At 72.8% G+C, this 19,848-nt stretch carries 17 protein-coding genes; 13 read left to right on the forward strand and 4 right to left on the reverse strand.

What is annotated here, in order from left to right; translation table 11 throughout:
• The first annotated feature begins 105 nt into the window (after positions 1-105).
• From BLR33_RS31045 to pstB, 11 genes are all read left to right on the forward strand, one after another.
• Positions 106-846 carry a response regulator transcription factor gene (locus BLR33_RS31045; RefSeq protein ID WP_093787988.1) on the forward strand — a complete coding sequence of 247 codons (741 nt, stop codon included), beginning with the start codon at positions 106-108 and terminating at the stop codon, positions 844-846.
• Positions 843-2,369: a sensor histidine kinase gene (locus BLR33_RS31050; protein WP_093787989.1), complete on the forward strand. Its 1,527-nt coding sequence runs from the start codon at positions 843-845 to the stop codon at positions 2,367-2,369. Before BLR33_RS31045 ends, BLR33_RS31050 begins: the two co-directional genes overlap by 4 nt.
• A gap of 95 nt (positions 2,370-2,464) precedes the next feature.
• Positions 2,465-3,715 (forward strand): MFS transporter, encoded by a 1,251-nt coding sequence (locus BLR33_RS31055; protein ID WP_245771779.1) that lies wholly within the window; start codon positions 2,465-2,467, stop codon positions 3,713-3,715.
• The gene (gene mshD / locus BLR33_RS31060; protein ID WP_093787990.1) at positions 3,708-4,637 is read left to right on the forward strand and encodes a mycothiol synthase; all 930 of its coding nucleotides are present in this window, start codon (positions 3,708-3,710) and stop codon (positions 4,635-4,637) included. The genes BLR33_RS31055 and mshD overlap by 8 nt, the downstream gene beginning before the upstream one ends.
• A 724-nt stretch (positions 4,638-5,361) precedes the next feature.
• Positions 5,362-7,605: an RNA degradosome polyphosphate kinase gene (locus BLR33_RS31065; RefSeq protein WP_093787991.1), complete on the forward strand. Its 2,244-nt coding sequence runs from the start codon at positions 5,362-5,364 to the stop codon at positions 7,603-7,605.
• Positions 7,583-8,677: a CHAD domain-containing protein gene (locus tag BLR33_RS31070; protein ID WP_407639745.1), complete on the forward strand. Its 1,095-nt coding sequence runs from the start codon at positions 7,583-7,585 to the stop codon at positions 8,675-8,677. Before BLR33_RS31065 ends, BLR33_RS31070 begins: the two co-directional genes overlap by 23 nt.
• Positions 8,678-8,752: 75 nt before the next feature.
• Positions 8,753-9,160 carry an NUDIX hydrolase gene (locus BLR33_RS31075; protein WP_093787992.1) on the forward strand — a complete coding sequence of 136 codons (408 nt, stop codon included), beginning with the start codon at positions 8,753-8,755 and terminating at the stop codon, positions 9,158-9,160.
• Positions 9,161-9,395: 235 nt separating this feature from the next.
• Positions 9,396-10,553: a phosphate ABC transporter substrate-binding protein PstS gene (gene pstS / locus BLR33_RS31080; protein WP_093787993.1), complete on the forward strand. Its 1,158-nt coding sequence runs from the start codon at positions 9,396-9,398 to the stop codon at positions 10,551-10,553.
• 112 nt (positions 10,554-10,665) lie between these two features.
• On the forward strand, positions 10,666-11,658 hold the full coding sequence (pstC, locus tag BLR33_RS31085) for a phosphate ABC transporter permease subunit PstC (protein WP_093787994.1): 993 nt from the start codon (positions 10,666-10,668) through the stop codon (positions 11,656-11,658).
• Positions 11,655-12,737: a phosphate ABC transporter permease PstA gene (gene pstA / locus BLR33_RS31090; protein WP_093787995.1), complete on the forward strand. Its 1,083-nt coding sequence runs from the start codon at positions 11,655-11,657 to the stop codon at positions 12,735-12,737. Before pstC ends, pstA begins: the two co-directional genes overlap by 4 nt.
• A 42-nt stretch (positions 12,738-12,779) precedes the next feature.
• On the forward strand, positions 12,780-13,556 hold the full coding sequence (gene pstB / locus BLR33_RS31095; RefSeq protein ID WP_093787996.1) for a phosphate ABC transporter ATP-binding protein PstB: 777 nt from the start codon (positions 12,780-12,782) through the stop codon (positions 13,554-13,556).
• Between the two features lie 117 nt (positions 13,557-13,673).
• Here the strand turns inward: pstB and BLR33_RS31100 are convergent, their stop codons facing one another.
• On the reverse strand, positions 13,674-14,669 hold the full coding sequence (locus BLR33_RS31100) for an inorganic phosphate transporter (protein WP_093787997.1): 996 nt from the start codon (positions 14,667-14,669) through the stop codon (positions 13,674-13,676).
• Positions 14,670-14,674: 5 nt separating this feature from the next.
• Positions 14,675-15,295 (reverse strand): DUF47 domain-containing protein, encoded by a 621-nt coding sequence (locus BLR33_RS31105; RefSeq protein ID WP_093787998.1) that lies wholly within the window; start codon positions 15,293-15,295, stop codon positions 14,675-14,677.
• A 189-nt stretch (positions 15,296-15,484) separates the two neighbouring features.
• Between BLR33_RS31105 and BLR33_RS31110 the strand changes: the two genes are divergently transcribed.
• Entirely contained in the window at positions 15,485-15,811 is a 327-nt protein-coding gene (locus tag BLR33_RS31110; protein ID WP_093787999.1) for a metal-sensitive transcriptional regulator, read from the forward strand.
• Between the two features lie 185 nt (positions 15,812-15,996).
• Here BLR33_RS31110 and BLR33_RS35450 read toward each other — a convergent pair whose 3' ends face one another.
• Positions 15,997-16,167, reverse strand: a complete 171-nt coding sequence (locus BLR33_RS35450; protein WP_176930671.1) for a hypothetical protein — start codon at positions 16,165-16,167, stop codon at positions 15,997-15,999.
• A gap of 129 nt (positions 16,168-16,296) precedes the next feature.
• Positions 16,297-17,337: a hypothetical protein gene (locus BLR33_RS31115; protein WP_176930673.1), complete on the reverse strand. Its 1,041-nt coding sequence runs from the start codon at positions 17,335-17,337 to the stop codon at positions 16,297-16,299.
• 928 nt (positions 17,338-18,265) lie between these two features.
• On the opposite strand from BLR33_RS31115, the gene BLR33_RS31120 reads away from it, so the two are divergent.
• A complete protein-coding gene (locus BLR33_RS31120; protein ID WP_407639746.1) occupies positions 18,266-19,819 on the forward strand; it encodes an FAD-binding oxidoreductase in 1,554 nt (517 codons plus the stop codon).
• Positions 19,820-19,848: the final 29 nt, after the last annotated feature.

Consider the following 19,848-nt stretch of genomic DNA (forward strand, 5'->3'; position numbering starts at 1 on the left):
GGGACGCCCCGGTACACTCCCCCGCCGTCCCCCGCCCGCGGCATGTCACGCTGAAGGGGCCGGGCACACGGGCACGGATCGCACACGAAGGAGACGGACGGCGAGATGAGCAGTGGCGAGGGCGAGGCGGCGGCCCGCATCCTCATCGTGGACGACGAGCCCGCGGTACGCGAGGCGCTGCGCCGCAGCCTGGTCTTCGAGGGCTACGACACGCAGCTCGCCGCCGACGGCATGGCCGCCCTGGAGCAGGCCGAGGCGTACCGCCCCGACGCCATCGTGCTGGACGTGCTGATGCCGCGGATGGACGGCCTGACCACCGCCCGCCGGCTGCGCGCGGCCGGGGTGATGACGCCGATCCTGATGCTCACCGCCCGCGACACCGTCGGCGACCGCGTCACCGGCCTGGACGCCGGGGCCGACGACTACCTCGTCAAGCCCTTCGAGCTGGACGAGCTGCTGGCCCGGCTGCGCGCCCTGCTGCGGCGCAGCTCCTACGCGAGCGCCGCCGGCCGCCCGGCCGACGACGACAGCCACGTCCTCGCCTTCGCCGACCTGCGGATGGACACCAGCACCCGCGAGGTCACCCGGGCCGGCCGCCCGGTGGAGCTGACCCGCACCGAGTACACCCTGCTGGAGCTGTTCCTCGCCCACCCGCGCCAGGTGCTCACCCGTGAGCAGATCCTCAAGGCGGTGTGGGGCTTCGACTTCGAGCCCTCCTCCAACTCCCTGGATGTATACGTGATGTACCTGCGGCGCAAGACCGAGGCGGGCGGGCTGCCGCGGGTGGTGCACACCGTGCGCGGGGTCGGCTATGTGCTGCGTGCCCCGGAGGGCTCCTCCTCGTGAACCGGCTCCCCCTGCGCTCGCGGCTGGCGATCCTGACGGCCGCGGCGGTCGCGGTCGCCGTCGCGGTGGCCGCGCTGGCCTGCTGGCTGATCACCCGCAATGAGCTGAACTCCCAGATGGACAGCTCGCTGCGGCAGAGCCAGCAGGTCGCGCTGCGCGCCCTGCGCGACAGCCTGCCCAGCGGCGGGGTGGGCCACTGCGCGCCCAGCCAGATCGTCGGCCAGTCCAACCAGTACGGCGTGAACCCCTCCAACGTGCTGGCCCAGCTGGTCACCTCCGACGGCATCGCCTGCCCGGTCACCGGCGGCGGCACCTTCGCCGTCAACGCCACCGACCGGGCCATCGCCGCCGCCTCCGCGCAGCAGCCCCGCTCGGAGATCCACACCGTGCGCGCCGCCCACCAGCACACCCTGCGCGTCTACACCGCGAGCACGAACCTCGAACTGCTGGACGGCCGGCCGCTGGCGCTCTCGGTGGCCCGCCCGCTCAGCGACGTCACCGGGCCGCTCACCGAGCTGGCGTGGGTGCTGCTCGCGGTGACCGGCGTCGGTGTCCTGGGCGCCGCGAGCACCGGCTTGCTGGTCGCCCGCGCCGGGCTGCGGCCGGTGGACGCCCTCACCGGGACGGTGGAGCACATCGCCCGCACCGAGGACCTCAGCGTGCGCATCCCGGTGGAGGGGCAGGACGAGATCGCCCGGCTGTCGGCGTCCTTCAACGCGATGACGGCCGCGCTCGCCTCCTCCCGCGACCGCCAGCAGCAGCTGATCGCCGACGCGGGCCACGAGCTGCGCACCCCGCTGACCAGCCTGCGCACCAACATCGAGCTGCTGGAGCGCAGCGAGGCGACCGGCCGGGCACTGCCGCCGGAGGACCGCCGCGAGCTGCTGTCCTCGGTGAAGGCGCAGGTGACGGAGCTGGCCGCGCTCATCGGCGACCTGCAGGAGCTCTCCCGTCCCGACCCCGGGCGCACCCTCCAGGTGGTGGCGCTGCACGAGGTGACCGACACCGCGCTGACCCGGGCCCGGCTGCGCGGCCGCGACCTGCGGATCAGCGCGGACGTGGCGCCCTGGTTCGTCCGCGCAGAGGCGCCCGCGCTGGAGCGGGCGATCGTGAACCTGCTGGACAACGCGGTGAAGTTCTCGCCCCCCGGCGGCGAGATCGAGGTGCGGCTGCAGCAGGGCGTGCTGACCGTGCGCGACCACGGGCCGGGCATCGCCGAGGAGGAGCTGCCGCACGTCTTCGAGCGCTTCTGGCGCTCGCCCTCGGCCCGCTCCTTGCCCGGCAGCGGCCTGGGCCTGTCGATCGTGGCCCGCACCGCCCAGCAGTCCGGCGGCGAGGTCTCGCTCTCCCGGGCGCCGGGCGGCGGCACCCTGGCGACTTTGCGGTTGCCGGGTGCCCCGGTGGCCCCGCCGCCGACCCCGCCGGGGGCGGGCGAGGATTCCGGCGGCGCGCCGGAGGACGGACCGGACGGGCCGGAGGGCCGCGAGGGGCCCGGCAGCGCGGAGGGCATCGGCGGCGCGTAGCCCCCTCGGCCGGGTGGCCGGATCACGGTGGACCGCGTCTCACAATGTCTCACCATACGGAACACTCTGTCTCACAGAGTGAATCCTCGCCATAGTTGGATGCACCATCCACCGAGGAGGTGCACCCCATGCGCCGCTGGCTGATGCTGGCCCTGGGCACCGCGGCACAGACCGCCGCGTGCGCGTTCGTGTACGGCATCCCGTACCTCGCCGCCACCCTGCGCACCAAGGAGCACCTCTCGCTCACGCAGGTCGGGCTCCTGGTGGCCGCGCCCACCGCGGGCCTGGTGCTCGCCCTCTACCTGTGGGGCGCGGCCGCCGACCGCTGGGGCGAGCGGGTGGTGATCGCCGTCGGCCTGGGCGCCGCGGCCGGCGCGCTGGCCGCGGCCGCCTGGGCGGCGCACGGGATGGTCGCGCTGGGGCTGCTGCTGGTCCTCGCCGGCGCCGCCGGCGCCTCGGTCTACTCCGCCAGCGGACGCCTGGTGATGGGCTGGTTCTCCGCCAGGGAGCGCGGTCTGGCGATGGGCATCCGCCAGACCTCCACCCCGCTCGGCATGGGGGTCGCCGCGCTGGCCATGCCGCCGCTGTCGGACGCGCACGGCGTCGGCGGCGCCATGGGGTTCCTCGCGGTGACCTGCGGGGTGATCGCCGTGCTGATCGCGCTCTTCGCCGCCGACCCCGCCCGTACCGCCAAGGCCGCCGCCGAGCCGGCGCCCAACCCGTACCGCGGCTCCACCGTGCTGTGGCGGGTGCACGGCTCGGCCGCGCTGCTGGTGATCCCGCAGTTCACCGCGGGTGCCTTCGCGCTGGTGCTGCTGGTGGACGTCCGCGGCTGGTCGCCCGTGCACGCCGGGCAGCTGATCGCCGTCGCCCAAGGGCTGGGCGCCCTGTCCCGCATCCTGGTCGGCCGCTGGTCGGACGCCGTGGGCAGCAGGCTGCGGCCGATGCGGCAGCTCGCCCTGCTGACCGCGGCCGTGGTCGGGGCGACCGCGCTGGCCACCGGCTTCCCCTCGGCCCTGACCCCGCCGCTGCTGGTCGCCGCCATCGCGCTGACCGCCAGCACCAACGGCCTGTCCTTCACCGCCACCGCCGAGCGGGCCGGGCCCGCCTGGTCCGGGCGCGCGCTCGGCGTGCACAACACGGGCCAGAACCTCACCGCGGCCCTGGTCCCGCCGGTGATGGCCGCCGTCATCTCCGCCACCGCCTACTGGCCGGCCTTCACGCTGGCCGCCCTGACCGCATGCGTCTCGGCCGCCCTGGTGCCGCTTCCGGCCGCTTCGGCCGATCGGAGCAGGGCCGCCCGGGAATCGGGCCCGGCGGTGGTCGTACGATCACGGCATGAGTGACCGTCGTATCGAGACGCGGGCCGAGCCGACCGACGAGCAGGGGCGGGCGGTCCTCGCGCTGATCGGGGAGGCCGCCGCCGAGGACGGCCAGCCGGCCGTCTCCGAGCAGGGCCGGCTGCGGCTGCGCGGGGGCGCCAGGCCGGGTGTGCAGCACCTGCTGCTGTGGGTGCCGGGCGAGGCCGGCGAGGAGCTGGCCGGGTACGGGCAGATCGACGCGACCGACCCCGTGGAGGCGCCCGCCGGCGAACTCGTCGTCCACCCGCGGCACCGGCTGCACGGCCACGGGCGCGCCCTGGGCCAGGAGATGCTGGGCGCCACCGGCAAGCGGCTGCGGGTGTGGGCGCACGGCGGGCACCCCGCTGCCCGGCACCTCGCCGTCCAGCTCGGCCTGAAGCTCTTCCGTGAGCTGCGGCAGATGCGGCGGCCGCTGGGGCCGGACACGGAGGGGCTCGAGGGGCTGGCCGAGCCGGTGCTGCCCGAGGGCGTCACCGTGCGGACCTTCGTGCCGGGGCGGGACGAGGAGGCGTGGCTCGCGGTCAACGCGGCGGCCTTCGCCCACCACCCCGAGCAGGGGTCGCTGACCCTCCAGGACCTGCGGGACCGGCAGGCCGAGCCGTGGTTCGACCCCGCGGGCTTCTTCCTCGCCTTCCGCGGCGAGGAGCTCGTCGGCTTCCACTGGACGAAGGTGCACGCCGCCGAGCGGCTCGGCGAGGTGTACGTCGTCGGGGTCGCCCCCGGCGCCCAGGGCGGCGGCCTCGGCCGCGCCCTCACCACGATCGGCCTGCGCCACCTCGCCCTCGACCGGCACCTCCCCACGGCCATGCTCTACGTCGACGCCGACAACGGGCCGGCCGTCGCCGTCTACGAACGGCTCGGCTTCCACACCCACGAGCTCGACCTGATGTACCGCACCGAGAGCTAGCCGCTCGGGCCGCACGGGGGGTTCCCGTGACCGCCCGGGGCACGGCGCGGCCCCCGCCGGGGGCTCCCGGTGACCGCCGGGGCACGGTGCGGCTCCCGCGGGGACTTCCCGGTGACCGCCGGGGTGCGGCGCGGCTCCCGCCGGGGGGGTCCGCTGCCGCGGATGGCACGTTTTTTGAGGGGCGCTGGGGGTACCTCCCAGGCGAAGCTCTGGGGGAGGAACTGCGCGCGCAATGGGGACGGTGGTGGGCTTCGCCACCGGCCGAAAGGGGCAGCCCGGTCCGCTCCGGACCACCCGCCGGAACATGGCTGGTCGCGCAGTTCCCCGCGCCCCTTAGGTGTCACCCCGTACCCTCCGCGGCAGCGGCACCGTACCCCCGGGCGGGAGCACTGAACCTTTGCCTGCGGCAGCGGCACCGCACTCCGGGCGGGAGCCCGGAACCCCCGTCGGGAGCGGCACCGTAGCCCCCGGGCGGGGCCCGCTCGGCCAAAAAGCGCCGCCCGCGGAGGGCATGTCGGTCGCCTGGCGGCCATGGGCTATTCACTGTTGGTTCAAAAAAGCTTGCAAACATCACGGGATGCAGCCCCATGTCCCACACCCCTCCCACCCGCCCGACCTGCCGGAACCCTCAGGTGCACGGGACAATGGAGCGACAGCGGACGTCCGCCGTCCGCGTGCCGCCCATGGGGCTGACGCGCCGGACACGGAGGAGGGCTCGGAACTCATGGCCCAGACCAACCACCCCAGCGTTCCCACCCAGCACTCGCAAGCCACCGGCGAGAGCGGCCGCAGCGGAACGGGCACGGCCCGCGAGGGCGCGTTCCGGCCACGCGTCGTCCCCGACCTGGAGCCCGAACCGCCCGGCCTGGACGCCGCCGGCGAGGAGTTCGGCGAGGAGCTGCCGCAGGGCCGCTTCCTGGACCGCGAGCGCAGCTGGCTCGCCTTCAACGAGCGGGTGCTGGAACTCGCGGAGGACCCCGCGACCCCCCTGCTGGAGCGGGCGAACTTCCTGGCGATCTTCGCCAGCAACCTGGACGAGTTCTTCATGGTCCGCGTGGCCGGCCTCAAGCGCCGCATGGCCACCGGCGTGGCCACCCGCTCGGCCTCGGGCCTGCAGCCCCGCGACGTGCTGGACCTCATCCTCACCCGGTCCCGCGAGCTCATGGCCCGCCACGCGGCCTGCTTCCAGAACGACGTGGCCCCCCAGCTCGCCGACGAGGGCATCCACCTGATCCGCTGGGGCGACCTGACCGGCCAGGAGCAGGCGCGGCTGGCCACCCTCTTCCGGCAGCAGATCTTCCCGGTGCTCACCCCGCTGGCCGTGGACCCCGCGCACCCCTTCCCGTACATCTCCGGGCTGTCGCTGAACCTCGCGGTCGTGGTGCGCAACCCCGTCTCCGGGCACGAGCACTTCGCCCGGGTGAAGGTGCCGCCGATCCTGTCCCGGCTGCTGGAGGCGAGCCCGCAGCGGTACGTCCCGCTGGAGGACGTCATCGCCGCGCACCTCGACGAGCTGTTCCCGGGCATGGAGGTCCTGGACCACCACATGTTCCGGGTCACCCGCAACGAGGACCTGGAGGTCGAGGAGGACGACGCGGAGAACCTGCTCCAGGCCCTGGAGAAGGAGCTCATGCGGCGCCGCTTCGGCCCGCCGGTGCGCCTGGAGGTCGAGGAGTCGATCGCCCCGCGGGTGCTCGACCTGCTCGTCCACGAGCTGAAGATGAAGCACACCGAGGTCTACCCGCTGCCCGGCCCGCTCGACCTGACCGGCCTGTTCGCCATCGCCCGGCTGGACCGCGAGGAGCTGAAGTTCCCGCCCTTCGTCGCCGGCACCCACCGGGACCTGGCCGAGGTGGAGTCCGCCTCCGCGCCGGACATCTTCGCCGCCATGCGGGAGCGGGACATCCTGCTGCACCACCCGTACGACTCCTTCTCCACCTCGGTGCAGGCATTCCTGGACCAGGCCGCCGCCGACCCGGACGTGCTGGCCATCAAGCAGACCCTGTACCGCACCTCGGGCGACTCGCCGATCGTGGACGCCCTGATCGACGCCGCCGAGGCCGGCAAGCAGGTCCTGGTGCTGGTGGAGATCAAGGCGCGCTTCGACGAGCAGGCCAACATCAAGTGGGCCCGCAAACTGGAGGAGGCCGGCTGCCACGTCGTCTACGGCCTGGTGGGCCTCAAGACGCACTGCAAGCTGTCGCTGGTGGTCCGCCAGGAGGGCGACACCCTGCGCCGCTACAGCCACGTCGGCACCGGCAATTACCACCCCAAGACCGCGCGGCTGTACGAGGACCTGGGCCTGCTCACCGCCGACCCGCAGGTGGGCGCCGACCTCTCGCACCTGTTCAACCGGCTGTCCGGCTACTCCCGGCGGGAGGCGTACAACCGCCTGCTGGTCGCCCCGCGCAGCCTGCGCGACGGCCTGGTGCAGCGGATACTCGCCGAGATAGGCCACCACCGGGCCGGCCGCCCGGCCCACGTGCGGATGAAGCTCAACTCGATCGTCGACGAGACGGTCATCGACGCCCTCTACCGGGCCTCGCAGGCCGGGGTGCCGGTCGACATCTGGGTTCGCGGGATCTGCGCGGTCCGCCCGGGTGTGCCGGGGCTGTCGGAGAACATCCGCGTGCGCAGCGTGCTCGGCCGCTTCCTGGAGCACTCGCGGGTCTTCGTGTTCGGCAACGGCGGCGAGCCCGAGGTGTGGCTGGGCAGCGCGGACATGATGCACCGCAACCTCGACCGGCGGATCGAGGCGCTGGTCCGGGTCGCCGACCCCGGCCACCGGGCCACGCTCAACCAACTGCTGGAGACGGGCATGTCGGACACCACCTCGTCCTGGCACCTGGCAGCGGACGGGGAGTGGACCCGGCACGCCACCGATCCGGACGGCCGCCCGCTGCGCAACGTCCAGGAAATGCTCATCGACGCCCGGAGGCGCCGGCGTGGCCCGTCAGCAGCAACATAGCGACCTGCTCGCGCAGGAGATCCCCGGCCAGCCGGGCGACGGTAGTGACACGGGGAGCACAGCGGTGATCGTCAGCACGGGGGCGGAGCACGCGAGCGCGGGCGAGGCACTGGCCGGCTACCTCAGGACGCAGGCGACCGCGTTCCTGCGCGGCCTGGGCATGCGCGGGGAGGCCGAGGCCGAGGCCGACGCCCTGCTGCGGGCCAGTGCCCGGCGGATCGCCGGGGCCCTGCACACCTACGCCGACCTCGCCGACCCGGCCTGGGCCGAGCCGATGCGGGCCGAGCTGAGCTGGCTGGCCGCCACGCTGGGCCGCGAGCCGCAGTACGTGGGGCGGCTCACCCGGCTGCTGGACGCGCTGCGGCGGCTGTCGGCCGCGATGCCCGCCGAGGACCCGGCGGCCGTGCAGGCGGCGGCCGGTCCCGGCGCCGGCCGGGCCACGGCCGCCCCCGCCCCGCTGGCCGTCGGCGCCGCCCGGGCGGCCGCGCTGCTGGAGCGGCAGCTCACCCTCGCCAGGACCCGCGCGCACTCGGCGACCCTGCAGGCCATGGGCTCGGCACGGTTCCACGCCCTGGCCGACTCCATCGCGGTGCTCGCCTCCGAGGTGCCGCTGACGCCCGCGGCCGCCGGCCCCGTGGCCGAGGTGCTGCCGCCCCTTGCCGCGCAGGCGCACACCCGGCTGGCCGAGGCGGCCGGCACCCTGCCGCTGCGGCGGGCCGGGCACCCGTACAACGCGGAGGCGGTACAGGCCGCGCTCGGCGCCGAACTCACCGCGGACCTGCAGGACGCGCCCTGGCACCAGGTGCGCATCCTGCTGCGGCTGAGCCGGTACGCCGCCGAGGTGCCCGGCTCCGGCGGGCGGGTCGCGGTGCCCGCGCCCCGGCTCTCCGAGGCGGCGGCGGTGCTGCAGCGGCACCACGAGGCCGCGGAGTCGGCCTCCGCGGTCGCCGCGGCGGCCCGCACCCCGCGGATAGCGCCGGCCACCGCGTACGCCCTCGGGGTGCTCCACGCCGACCAGCGGCACGAGGTGGAGGCGGCCAGGTTCGCCTTCTCGCGGCTGTGGCAGGCGTGAGGTGACGGTCCTTCACGGGCCGGTGCGGAGGCGGCCCGTACGGCCCGGGGTGTCCAGGGAGGAGGCGGCGGTCCGATGAGCGAGGAGACGGCAGTCAAGGCAGCCGGCACCGTGCTGTGGCGGCGCGCGCCGCACGGCGGCCTGGAGGTCGCGCTGGTGCACCGGCCGCGCTACGACGACTGGAGCCTGCCCAAGGGAAAGCTCAAGCACGGCGAGGACTTCGCGGCCGCCGCCCGGCGGGAGACCGCGGAGGAGACGGGGATGGAGTGCGTGCTCGGCAGCCCCCTGCCGGCCACGTACTACTGGACGGCCGGCCGGCCCAAGGAGGTCCGCTACTGGGCCGCCGAGGCGGTCGGGGGCGCCTTCGCCCCCTCCCGCGAGGTCGACCGCATGGTGTGGCTGCCGCCCGCCGAGGCCCGCCGGCGGCTGACCCACCCACGCGACACTTCTCTGATCACGGCGCTGCTGTCCGCGCTGGGGTGATCCCGGCGGCCGCATGCCGGGAGCACCGCGTGGCCGCATCATCACCTTTCGCCACATCGCGCCACCACACCGACGGGCGAGGTTCACCGCGCGTTCACCTCCACCCGGAGGTCGCTTCACCTGATCTGCCTAATTTCGGCCGTACCGGTGCGCACCAGCCGCCGGGTGGATGCAGATACCCCAACCCTCTGCTTCGCCGTCCACACCGGCGGGCTCTTGGAAGGAACACACGAAGGTGAAGCTTCAGCGGAAGAGCGGCCTGCGGGCACTGACCGTCGGCGCGGTCGCCGTCACCGGCGCTCTTGTCCTGACCGCCTGCGGTTCGGACAACAACAGCGACAACTCGAGCAGCAGCTCGTCGTCGCCGAGCAGCTCGTCTTCGGGCAGCAGCTCGAACGCCTCGTCGATCTCCTGCGCGAAGGGCCAGATCCTCTCCTCCGGTTCGACCGCGCAGCAGAACGCGATCGAGGCATGGGTGAAGAACTACCAGCAGGCGTGCCAGGGCGCGACGATCAACTACAAGCCGTCGTCGTCCGGCCAGGGCGTCATCGACTTCAACCAGGGCACGGACGCCTTCGCCGGCTCCGACTCCCCGCTCGCCGCCGATGAGATCACCTCGTCCAAGAAGGTCTGCTCCGGCGGTGAGGGCATCGACCTGCCGATGGTCGGCGGCCCGATCGCCATCGGCTACAACCTGCCCGGTGTGAGCAACCTCGTGCTGGACGCGCCCACCCTGGCGAAGATCTTCAACAGCAAGATCACCACCTGGAACGACCCGGCGATCAAGAAGCTGAACCCGGGCGCCAGCCTGCCCAGCACCAAGATCCAGACCGTGCACCGCCAGGACGACTCCGGCACCACGGACAACCTGACCAAGTACCTGGGCGGCGCCGCCAAGGCCGACTGGCCCTACCCGCACGCCAAGGCGTGGGCGGGCAAGGGCGGCCAGGCCGTCGCGCAGTCCTCCGGTGTCGCCTCCCTGGTGAAGCAGACCGAGGGCTCCATCGGCTACTTCGAGCTGTCCTACGCCACGGCCGACAGCATCCCCACGGTCAAGATCGCCACCGGCGCCCCGCAGCCCGTCGAGGCCACCACCGCGAACGCCTCCAACGGCATCGCGCAGGCCAAGGTCGTCGGCACCGGCTCCGACCTGGCCCTCGACCTGAGCGCCGCCTACACCACCAAGGCGCCCAACGCCTACCCGATCGTCCTGACGACCTACGAGATCGTCTGCGACAAGGGCAACAAGGCCGACACCCTCCCGCTGACGAAGTCGTTCCTGAACTACATCGCCAGCGCCGACGGCCAGTCCGCGCTGACCAGCGCCGGCTACGCCCCGATCCCGGACGCGATCATCTCCAAGGTCCGCAGCACGATCTCCGCCCTCTCCTGATCCACGCGAGGGGCCCCGCGGTGGTCCTCCGACCACCGCGGGGCCCGTCGCACATCCGGTGCACCGCCGCCGGGGGAGTCCTCCTCCCCCACCCCAGACCGGAGACTTCCCGATGACATCCACCGCACCGTCCACCGCACCACCCCCCACCGCACCTCCGCGCAAGGCGCGGACCGTCACCAGGCCCGGCGACCGCATCTTCGCCGGCATGTCCACGGGCTCGGGCGTCCTGCTGCTCGTGGTGATGGCTGCGATAGCCGTCTTCCTCACCGTCCGCGCGGTCCACGCGATCGCCAAGGACCACGGCAACTTCCTGACCACCTTCGAGTGGAACGCCGCCCTGACCCCGCCGAAGTTCGGCGTCGCGGTCCTGGCCTACGGCACGGCCGTCAGCTCGATCATCGCCATGGTCATCGCGGTGCCCATCGCCGTCGGCATCGCGCTGTTCATCACGCACTACGCGCCCCGCAAGGTCGGCGGCGCCATCGCGTTCGTGGTCGACCTGCTCGCCGCCGTGCCCAGCATCATCTACGGCCTGTGGGGCGCGCTCTTCCTCGTGCCGCACCTGAGCGGCCTCAACCTCTGGCTGGACAAGTACTTCGGCTGGACGGTCATCTTCGACAAGTCCGACCCCAACTCCTCGCCCCGCTCGCTGTTCACGGTGGGCATCCTGCTGGCGATCATGATCCTGCCGATCATCACCAACGTCAGCCGCGAGGTCATCCGCCAGGTGCCGCGGATGCACCAGGAGGCCGCGCTCGCGCTGGGCGCCACGCGCTGGGAGGTCATCCGCATGTCGGTGCTGCCCTTCGCGCGCTCCGGCATCATCAGCGCCTCCATGCTGGGCCTCGGCCGCGCGCTCGGCGAGACCATGGCCGTCGCCACCGTGCTGTCGGCCAACTCCGAGCTGTCCGCGCACCTGCTGGACATCGGCGGCGGCACCTTCTCGCAGAACATCGTCGCGAAGTTCGGCGAGGCCACCGACTTCGGCCGGGACGCGCTGATCGCCTCCGGCCTGGTCCTGTTCGTCATCACCCTGGTGGTCAACGGCGCGGCCCGCGTGATCATCGCCCGCCGCAAGGAGTACTCGGGGGCCAACGCATGACCGACACCGTGATGGACGCGACCTCCTCCGCGGTCCCCGCCCCCTCGTCACTGCTGGCCTCGCGCCGGCTGCCCCGCTGGACCCCGCTCGCCGTCGCCGTGATCGCCATCGGTGTGGCCGTCGGCATCGGCGCCGGCGCGGGCCTGTCCAGCCACATCCAGTGGGGCCTGATCGCGCTCGCCCTGTTCGTGCTCGGCAACTACGCCGTCACCGCCCGCGTCGAGGGCCGCCGCCAGGCCAAGGACAAGGTGGCCACCAGCCTGGTCTGGTCCGCCTTCATCCTCGCGGTTCTGCCGCTGTACTCGCTGATCGAGACGACGATCAAGAAGGGCGCCGGCGTCGTCAACGGCACCTTCCTGACCCACTCGATGAACAACGTGCTCACCATCGAGCCCGGCGGTGGCGTCTACCACGCCATCATCGGCACCCTGGAGCAGGTCGGCATCGCCGGTGCCATCGCCACCCCGATCGGCATCTTCACCGCGATCTACCTGGTCGAGTACGGCAAGGGCCGGCTGGCCACCGTCGTCACGTTCTTCGTGGACGTCATGACCGGCATCCCGTCGATCGTCTCCGGCCTGTTCATCCTGTCGCTGTGGTTCGTGCTCCTCGGCCACGCGCCGCACTCCGGCTTCCCCGGCTCGCTCGCCCTGGCGATCCTGATGACCCCGATCGTGGTCCGCTCCACGGAGGAGATGCTCAAGCTCGTGCCCAACGAGCTGCGTGAGGCCTCCCTCGCGCTGGGCGTCCCGAAGTGGCGGACGATCACCAAGGTCGTCGTCCCGACCGCCATCGGCGGCATCACCACCGGCGTCATGCTGGCCCTGGCCCGTATCGCCGGCGAGAGCGCGCCGATCGCCCTGCTGGTGTTCGGCAGCAACGTGATCAACACCAACCCGTTCAGCGGACCGCAGTCCTCGCTGCCGTACTACATCTACGAGCAGTACGTCAGCGGCAGCACCGCGAGCTACTCGCGGGCCTGGGGCGCGGCCCTGGTGCTGATCGCGTTCGTGATGATCCTCAACCTCCTGGCCCGGGCCATCGCCTGGTGGAAGGCCCCCAAGCACTCAGGTCGCTGACGCGGCCACCCAGCGACCCAGCAGAAGAGAAGTGATCTCCCCATGGCCAAGCGAATCGACGTCAGCGGCCTGTCCGCCTTCTACGGCAACCACAAGGCCATCGACGACATCTCGATGACCGTCGAGCCGGGCTCGGTGACCGCCTTCATCGGCCCGTCCGGCTGCGGCAAGTCCACCTTCCTGCGCACCCTGAACCGGATGCACGAGGTGACCCCCGGCGGCCGTGTCGAGGGCAAGGTGCTGCTCGACGACGAGAACCTCTACGCCGCCAACGTGGACCCGGTCACCGTGCGCCGCACGGTCGGCATGGTCTTCCAGCGGCCCAACCCGTTCCCGACGATGTCGATCTACGACAACGTGGCGGCGGGCCTGCGGCTCAACGGCATCCGCAAGAAGGGCGAGCTCGACTCGATCGTCGAGAAGAGCCTGAAGGGCGCCAACCTCTGGAACGAGGTCAAGGACCGGCTCAACAAGCCCGGTTCCGGCCTGTCCGGCGGGCAGCAGCAGCGTCTGTGCATCGCCCGCGCCACCGCGGTCGAGCCTGAGGTGCTGCTGATGGACGAGCCGTGCTCCGCGCTCGACCCGATCTCCACCCTCGCCATCGAGGACCTGATCGGCGAGCTGAAGAGCCGCTTCACCATCGTCATCGTCACGCACAACATGCAGCAGGCCGCGCGCGTCTCGGACCGCACCGCGTTCTTCAACCTCGCGGCCGTGGGGCAGCCCGGCAAGCTGATCGAGATCGACGACACCGAGCGGATCTTCTCCAACCCGTCCGTCCAGGCCACCGAGGACTACATCTCCGGCCGCTTCGGGTGACACAGGCCGCCGTGCGGTGCTGCATGGCGGTGCCACCGCAGGGCGAGAAAAGGCCCCGGCCCCCCGCGAGGGGGACCGGGGCCGCATCGCTTCCGGGTGCTGTCCCGTGCGGGGGGCTCAGCCGAAGGCGAGGCGGACCAGGTAGTAGCAGACCGCGGCGACGCAGCCGGCCGCCGGCATCGTGATGAACCAGCCGCCGACGATGTTCTTCGCCACCCCCCAGCGCACCGCCTTGACCCGGCGGGTCGCGCCGACGCCCATGATCGCCGAGGTGATCACGTGGGTGGTGGAGACGGGGGCGGCGAACACGTAGGACGTGGTGTAGAGGATGGCCGCGGAGGTGGTCTCGGCGGCGAAGCCCTGCGGCGGGTCGAGGTCGATGATCCGGCGGCCCAGGGTGCGCATGATCCGCCAGCCGCCGGCGTAGGTGCCCAGCGACATCATCGCCGCGCACACCAGCTTCACCCAGACCGGGATGCCGAAGCCGCGCGAGGGGTCGTGGATCACCAGCGCGAGCACGACGACACCCATCGTCTTCTGGGCGTCCTGCAGGCCGTGGCCGAGCGCCATGGCCGCGGCCGAGACGGTCTGGGCTATCCGGAAGCCGCGCTTGGCCTTGTGCGGGTTGGACCGGCGGAAGAACCAGAGGATCCCCAGCATCACCAGGTAGCCGACAACGATGCCGACCACCGGCGACAGGAACATCGGCACGATGACCTTGTCGACCACGCCGTTCCAGTGCACGGCGGTGCCGCCGGCCAGGGCGGCCCCGACCAGTCCGCCGAACAGTGCGTGGCTGGAACTCGACGGCAGCCCGAAGTACCACGTGATCAGGTTCCACACGATCGCCCCGGCCAGTGCCGCGAACAGGATGCCCATGCCGGCCCGGCCGTGCGGGGTCGCGATCAGGCCCTTGCTGACCGTGCCGGCCACCTGCTGCCCGAGGAAGGCGCCCAGCAGGTTCATCACCGCGGCCATGGCGAGCGCGGCCTTGGGGGTCAGCGCCCGGGTGGAGACCGAGGTGGCGATGGCGTTGGCGGAGTCGTGGAAGCCGTTGGTGTAGGTGAAGAAGAGCGCGACCGCGACGGTCACGACCAGAACGAAGGTGTCCACGAAGGTCAGGACTCCTTGACCGCGATGGTCTCCACCGTGTTGGCGACGTGCTCGAACGCGTCGGCCGCCTCTTCCAGGACGTCCACGATCTGCTTGAGCTTGAGCACCTCGATGGCGTCGTACTTGCCGTTGAACAGGTGCGCCAGCAGCTTGCGGTGGATCTGGTCGGCCTGGTTCTCCAGGCGGTTGACCTCGATCCAGTACTCGGTCAGGTTGGACATGGTGCGCAGGTTCGGCATCGCCTCGGCGGTCAGCTCGGCCGCCCGCGCCAGCACCTCGATCTGCTGCTCGACGCCCTTCGGCAGTTCCTCGACGTTGTAGAGGACGACCAGGTCGACGGCCTCCTCCATGAAGTCCATGATGTCGTCGAGCGAGCCGGCCAGCGAGTAGATGTCCTCGCGGTCGAACGGGGTGATGAAGGAGGAGTTGAGCTGGTGGAAGATCGCGTGGGTGGCGTCGTCACCGGCGTGCTCCGCGGCCCTCATGCGCTCGGCGATCTCGGTGCGGGTCGCGGAATCGGCCCCGAGCAGTTCCATCAGGAGCTTGGAGCCCGTGACGATGTTGTCCGCGGATGCGGCGAACATGTCATAGAAGCTCGTCTCCCTGGGGGTCAGACGAAAGCGCACGTGGGGTCCTCGGATACATGGGGTGTCGGTCTGGTTGATGCTAGGCGCAACATCCGGCCACGGCTAACCGGCTCCCCCAGTGTCGCCCATCGGGCGAAGTCCCTCTGACGGGGGATGCCTCGCACAAGGTACCGATTCGGTAAGATATACCCACCGGGGGTATAACGGGACAGAAGGGCAGGCAGGCGGATGACCACGGAAGGTGTCGCGGGGGACATGGTGCGGCCTGTCGGTCCGCATGGCTACAGCCATGACAAAGAGTCCCATCTGAAGCGGCTGCGCAGGATCGAGGGACAGATCCGCGGCCTGCAGCGGATGGTCGAGGAGGACGTCTACTGCATCGACATCCTCACCCAGGTCTCGGCGAGTACCAAGGGCCTGCAGTCCTTCGCGCTGCAACTGCTGGAGGAGCACCTGCGGCACTGCGTGGCCGCGGCCGCGGTCGGCGGCGGGCCGGAGATCGACGAGAAGGTGGCCGAGGCCACGGCGGCGATAGCCCGGCTGCTGCGGACCTGAGCGGGGGCGGGGCTACAGCGGATCGAGTGGTCTCCGCGAGCGGTCCGGATCGGTCCGGAGCGGTCCTGAACCGTCCTGACCAGGGCGGGCCCGAGGCGTCCCGAGGGGTTCTGCACCGTCCTGACCGGGGCGGACGGCGGGCCGACGGCCTTTCGGCAGCGTCGGCCGGGTGGCTCGGCCCGGGTTCAGTTGGCCTGGGCGGGGACCCGGGCGACCTCGAGGACCTCGTCGATGCGGGCGAAGCTCAGGCGCTCCTCGACCGCGGCGGACGCGGCGATCATCAGCTCACCGCACAGATCGATCTCCGCCAGGGCCACCGGATCGTCCTGCACCGATGCCATGGGCGACGGTGCCATACGCGCACCACCTCCTCTACGCATCCCCGTACGCCTGCGAACGGCCGTCAACAAGCGTAGGGACCATACGTGCCCCGGCGCATGGCACGGAAGGACCATTTCCAGCGGGCCCGATCCGGCCGGGCCCCGTCAGGGCTGGGCAGAAACGATCTTTCCGGTCCAGATGTCCGAGCTGTCCGGGAGCGTCATGTGCACGGGGGTGCCGAAGGCGGAGTACGTGGTGGTGGAGACGATCGTCACGTCCGGGGCGGGGGTCGCGGGCGAGGAGGTGGAGAGTGACGAAGGCGACATGTGCGAGGAGGGCCGCGCTCCCTTCGTGGCCGCGCCCCCCTTGCCTGCCGCTCCGGTCCCGCGCGATGTGCGCCCGGCGGGCGTCGCGGCGGGGGCCTGCGCGCCGGGGCCGTAGGTGAAGCGCTCGGTGAGCCGGCGCAGCCGGCCCTGGGCGTCCAGCCAGGCGTCGAAGGGGACGCGGGTCACCGTGAAGCCCTTCGCGGCCGCGGTGAGCGGGGCCTTGTCCGCGGCCGAGGCGGCGCCGGCCGCGCGGGCGAGGTCGATGGTGCCCCGGAAGTGGCGCACCTGGACACCGCCGCTCTCCCCGGCCCCGACGTAGCGCACGTCCGTTGCCCCGCGCAGCAGTTCGGCGGCGGCCTGCGGCTCGGTGGCGCCGCCGGTGACCAGGTTGCCGTCCGCGAGGCGGGTGGTGTCCACCCGTACCCACTTGGCGGCCGGCACGCCCGCGCCCCGGTTCTTCATGTAGAGCGCGCCGGGCGTGAACAGTTCGGTGACCGGCCGGTGCTCCTCCTTGCCGAGGGCGTCGCGGGGCAGCAGCAGGGTGAGGCGGCCGCGGTGGCGGGCGTAGTCGAAGCCGCCGGTGCCGGTGACGGTGACCCAGGTGCCGCCGCTGGCCATCCGCATCGCGGTGGTCACCCGCGAGCTGCCCGCCCTGACCAGCGCGTCGGCGGCGTCCGTGACCGCGCGGGCCCGAGCGCCGCCCGCACCGCCGCCATCGGCCGAACTCCCCGCGGCGCTCCCCCCGCACCCGGCGGCGAACACGGCGAGGCACAGCAGCGAGACCGCGAGGGGCGCGCGGCTCCCGGTGGGACGGGTCCGGAAGGTGCCGGCGAGCGCGCGGCCGCTGGTCGTGACCTCGCCGGGGCCGGTAGCGGGCACGCCGGCGGCGGTACGGGTCGCGCGGCCCCCCACCGCTGGTGGGCGCGTGCCGGTTCGGGTCGCGCGGAGCGGTGGGGGCGGCGGGGCGGGCTGCGTACGGGCGGGGTGCCGTGGCGCCGCCGTGCTCGGTGGTGCCGTTCGTGATGCCGCTGCCGCCGCTGAGGTCACCGCTGCCGCCCTCGCCTTGCTCTCCCCGCGGTCCTGCCGCCCCGGGGTCTCACCCCGATAACGACGGTCTTGAGCAGGCCGTCACGCCCGTTACCGTGGAGTCGTGCCCCCTCAGGGAACCCCCACCGCACGCGCCACCACACGCGCCACCCCGTCGTCGCCCTCCGGATCGGGGGGCTCGGACCGATCGGGAAGCTACCCCGGCGGCAGGCCGAGCGGCTCCGCCGGCTCGGGCGGTCCGGGTGGGGAGCACACCACCTCCGTGATCGAGAAGGGCTCCTTCGCGATGGCCCGGTGCAGCTGCGGCTGGAAGGGCCCGGCCCGGCGGGCCCGTGACCGCGCCCGCCGTGACGCGGCGGCACACGCGACGCCCTGACACGGGGCCTTGCTCCGAGGGAAGTTGGGCCTGCCCGCGGCGACGGTGGTGTTGAGCAAGTGGCCCCGCTCGTACGCCGATTCGGCCATCCGTCGGGCGCGTTGGGCCCTTCGCGCGCCCCCACTCGTACGCCCCGCGCGCGGATGTCCGCCCGTGCGCCCTACGCGCCTGTTTCCCGCCGCCGCGCGCCCCCGTCATGATCTCGGCAACCGATGGCATGGCTGCGGCGTCTTGGGTTTCCGACGGTGCGGGTGTGAACCGGTCGCACCTCCTTCGCGGGGCCCGCACGGGCCCCCTTCTACGGATGTGGCGGTGAAGCGCATGGGCCTGAGCGTGCACCAGGACCACTCGGGCGGCGGGGACTTCCCCGGTCCGGCCCGGCGGCTGGAGCGACGGGGCGCGCTGCGGGCGGGCGGGGCGGTGCTGGCCGCCACGTGGCTGGCCGGCTGCACCGGGGACGGGTCGGGCGACGACGCGAAGGGCGGGGCCGCCGCCCCGAGCGCGGCGCCCTCCACCACGGCCCGCGCCACCGCCTCCCGTACCACGGCGCCGCCCGCCAAGCCGGACTGGACGGCCTTCGCCCGCTCGCTCGACGGCACGCTGGTGCGCCCGCAGGACCGGTCGTTCGACCTCGACAGCCGCCTCTACAACACCCGTTTCGACTCCCTGCGGCCGACCGCCGTGGCGTACGTCGCCGGCGCCGACGACGTCCGCGCCTGCCTGGACTTCGCCCGCCGCACCGCGACCCCGCTCGCCATCCGCAGCGGCGGCCACTCGTACGCCGGCTGGTCCAGCGGCGACGGGCGGCTGATCATCGACGTCTCCCGGCTGAACTCGATCCGCCTGGATGGCACCACGGCGGTGATCGGGGCCGGCGCCAAACTGATCGACGTCTACAGCACGCTGGGCCGGCAGGGCCGCACCGTCCCCGGCGGTTCGTGCCCCTCGGTCGGCATCTCCGGTCTCACGCTCGGCGGCGGACACGGCGTGATGAGCCGCTCCATGGGTCTGACCTGCGACAACCTCACCGGTGCCACGCTGATCACGGCGGACGGCCGCAGCCACGAGGTGTCCGCCGACGCCGAGCCGGACATCTTCTGGGCGCTGCGGGGCGCGGGCAACGGGCAGTTCGGCGTCGTCACCTCGCTCACCTTCGCCACGCACCCGGTGCCGGAGGTCGTCACCGGGTACCTGACCTGGCCGTGGAGCCGGGCCGCCGCTGTGGTGCGGGCCTGGCAGAGCTGGGGTCCCGACCAGCCCGACCACATCTGGTCCTCGCTCCACCTCGACTGCGACGCGGGCGGCTCCCCGGCGGTCTCGGTGGCGGCGCTCTCCTCCGGCAGCCGAGCCGATCTCGCGGCGGCGTGCGACCGGTTGGCGGACTCGGCGGGCGCGCCGGCGTCATCGGTGTCGCTGCACCCGCACGCGTACGTGGACGCGATGTTCGCCTACGCGGGGTGCAGCGGGCTGTCGGCCGCGCAGTGCCACCTGCCGCCGGCGGGCGGGCTCGGCCGCGAGACGTACACCGCGCGCTCGGATTTCTACGACGCGAACCTGCCGGCCGGCGGTATCGAGACGCTTCTCGCCCAGATGCAGCGGCTGCCCTCGCGGTCGGGGAGCGGGGCGGGCAGCATCGCGCTCACCGCGCTGGGCGGAGCCGTCAACCGCGTGGCGCCCACGGCGACCGCATTCCCGCACCGCCGCTCGCGCTTCCTGGCCCAGTACCTCGCCTCCGACGGCCTGTCCACCACGTCCTGGCTCTCCACCACGTACGCCGCCCTGCGCCGCTACGCCTCGGGCGGGGCCTACCAGAACTACACCGACCCCGCCCTCACCACTTGGCGCACCGCCTACTACGGCCCCAACGCCCCCCGCCTGACCGCCCTCAAACACACCCTGGACCCCACCCGCCTCTTCGCTTTCCCCCAGGCGCTGTGAGGCAGCTGTTGGCTTCAGCACTCCGCCGA

The organism is Actinacidiphila guanduensis, from assembly GCF_900103985.1.
Lineage (GTDB): Bacteria > Actinomycetota > Actinomycetes > Streptomycetales > Streptomycetaceae > Actinacidiphila > Actinacidiphila guanduensis.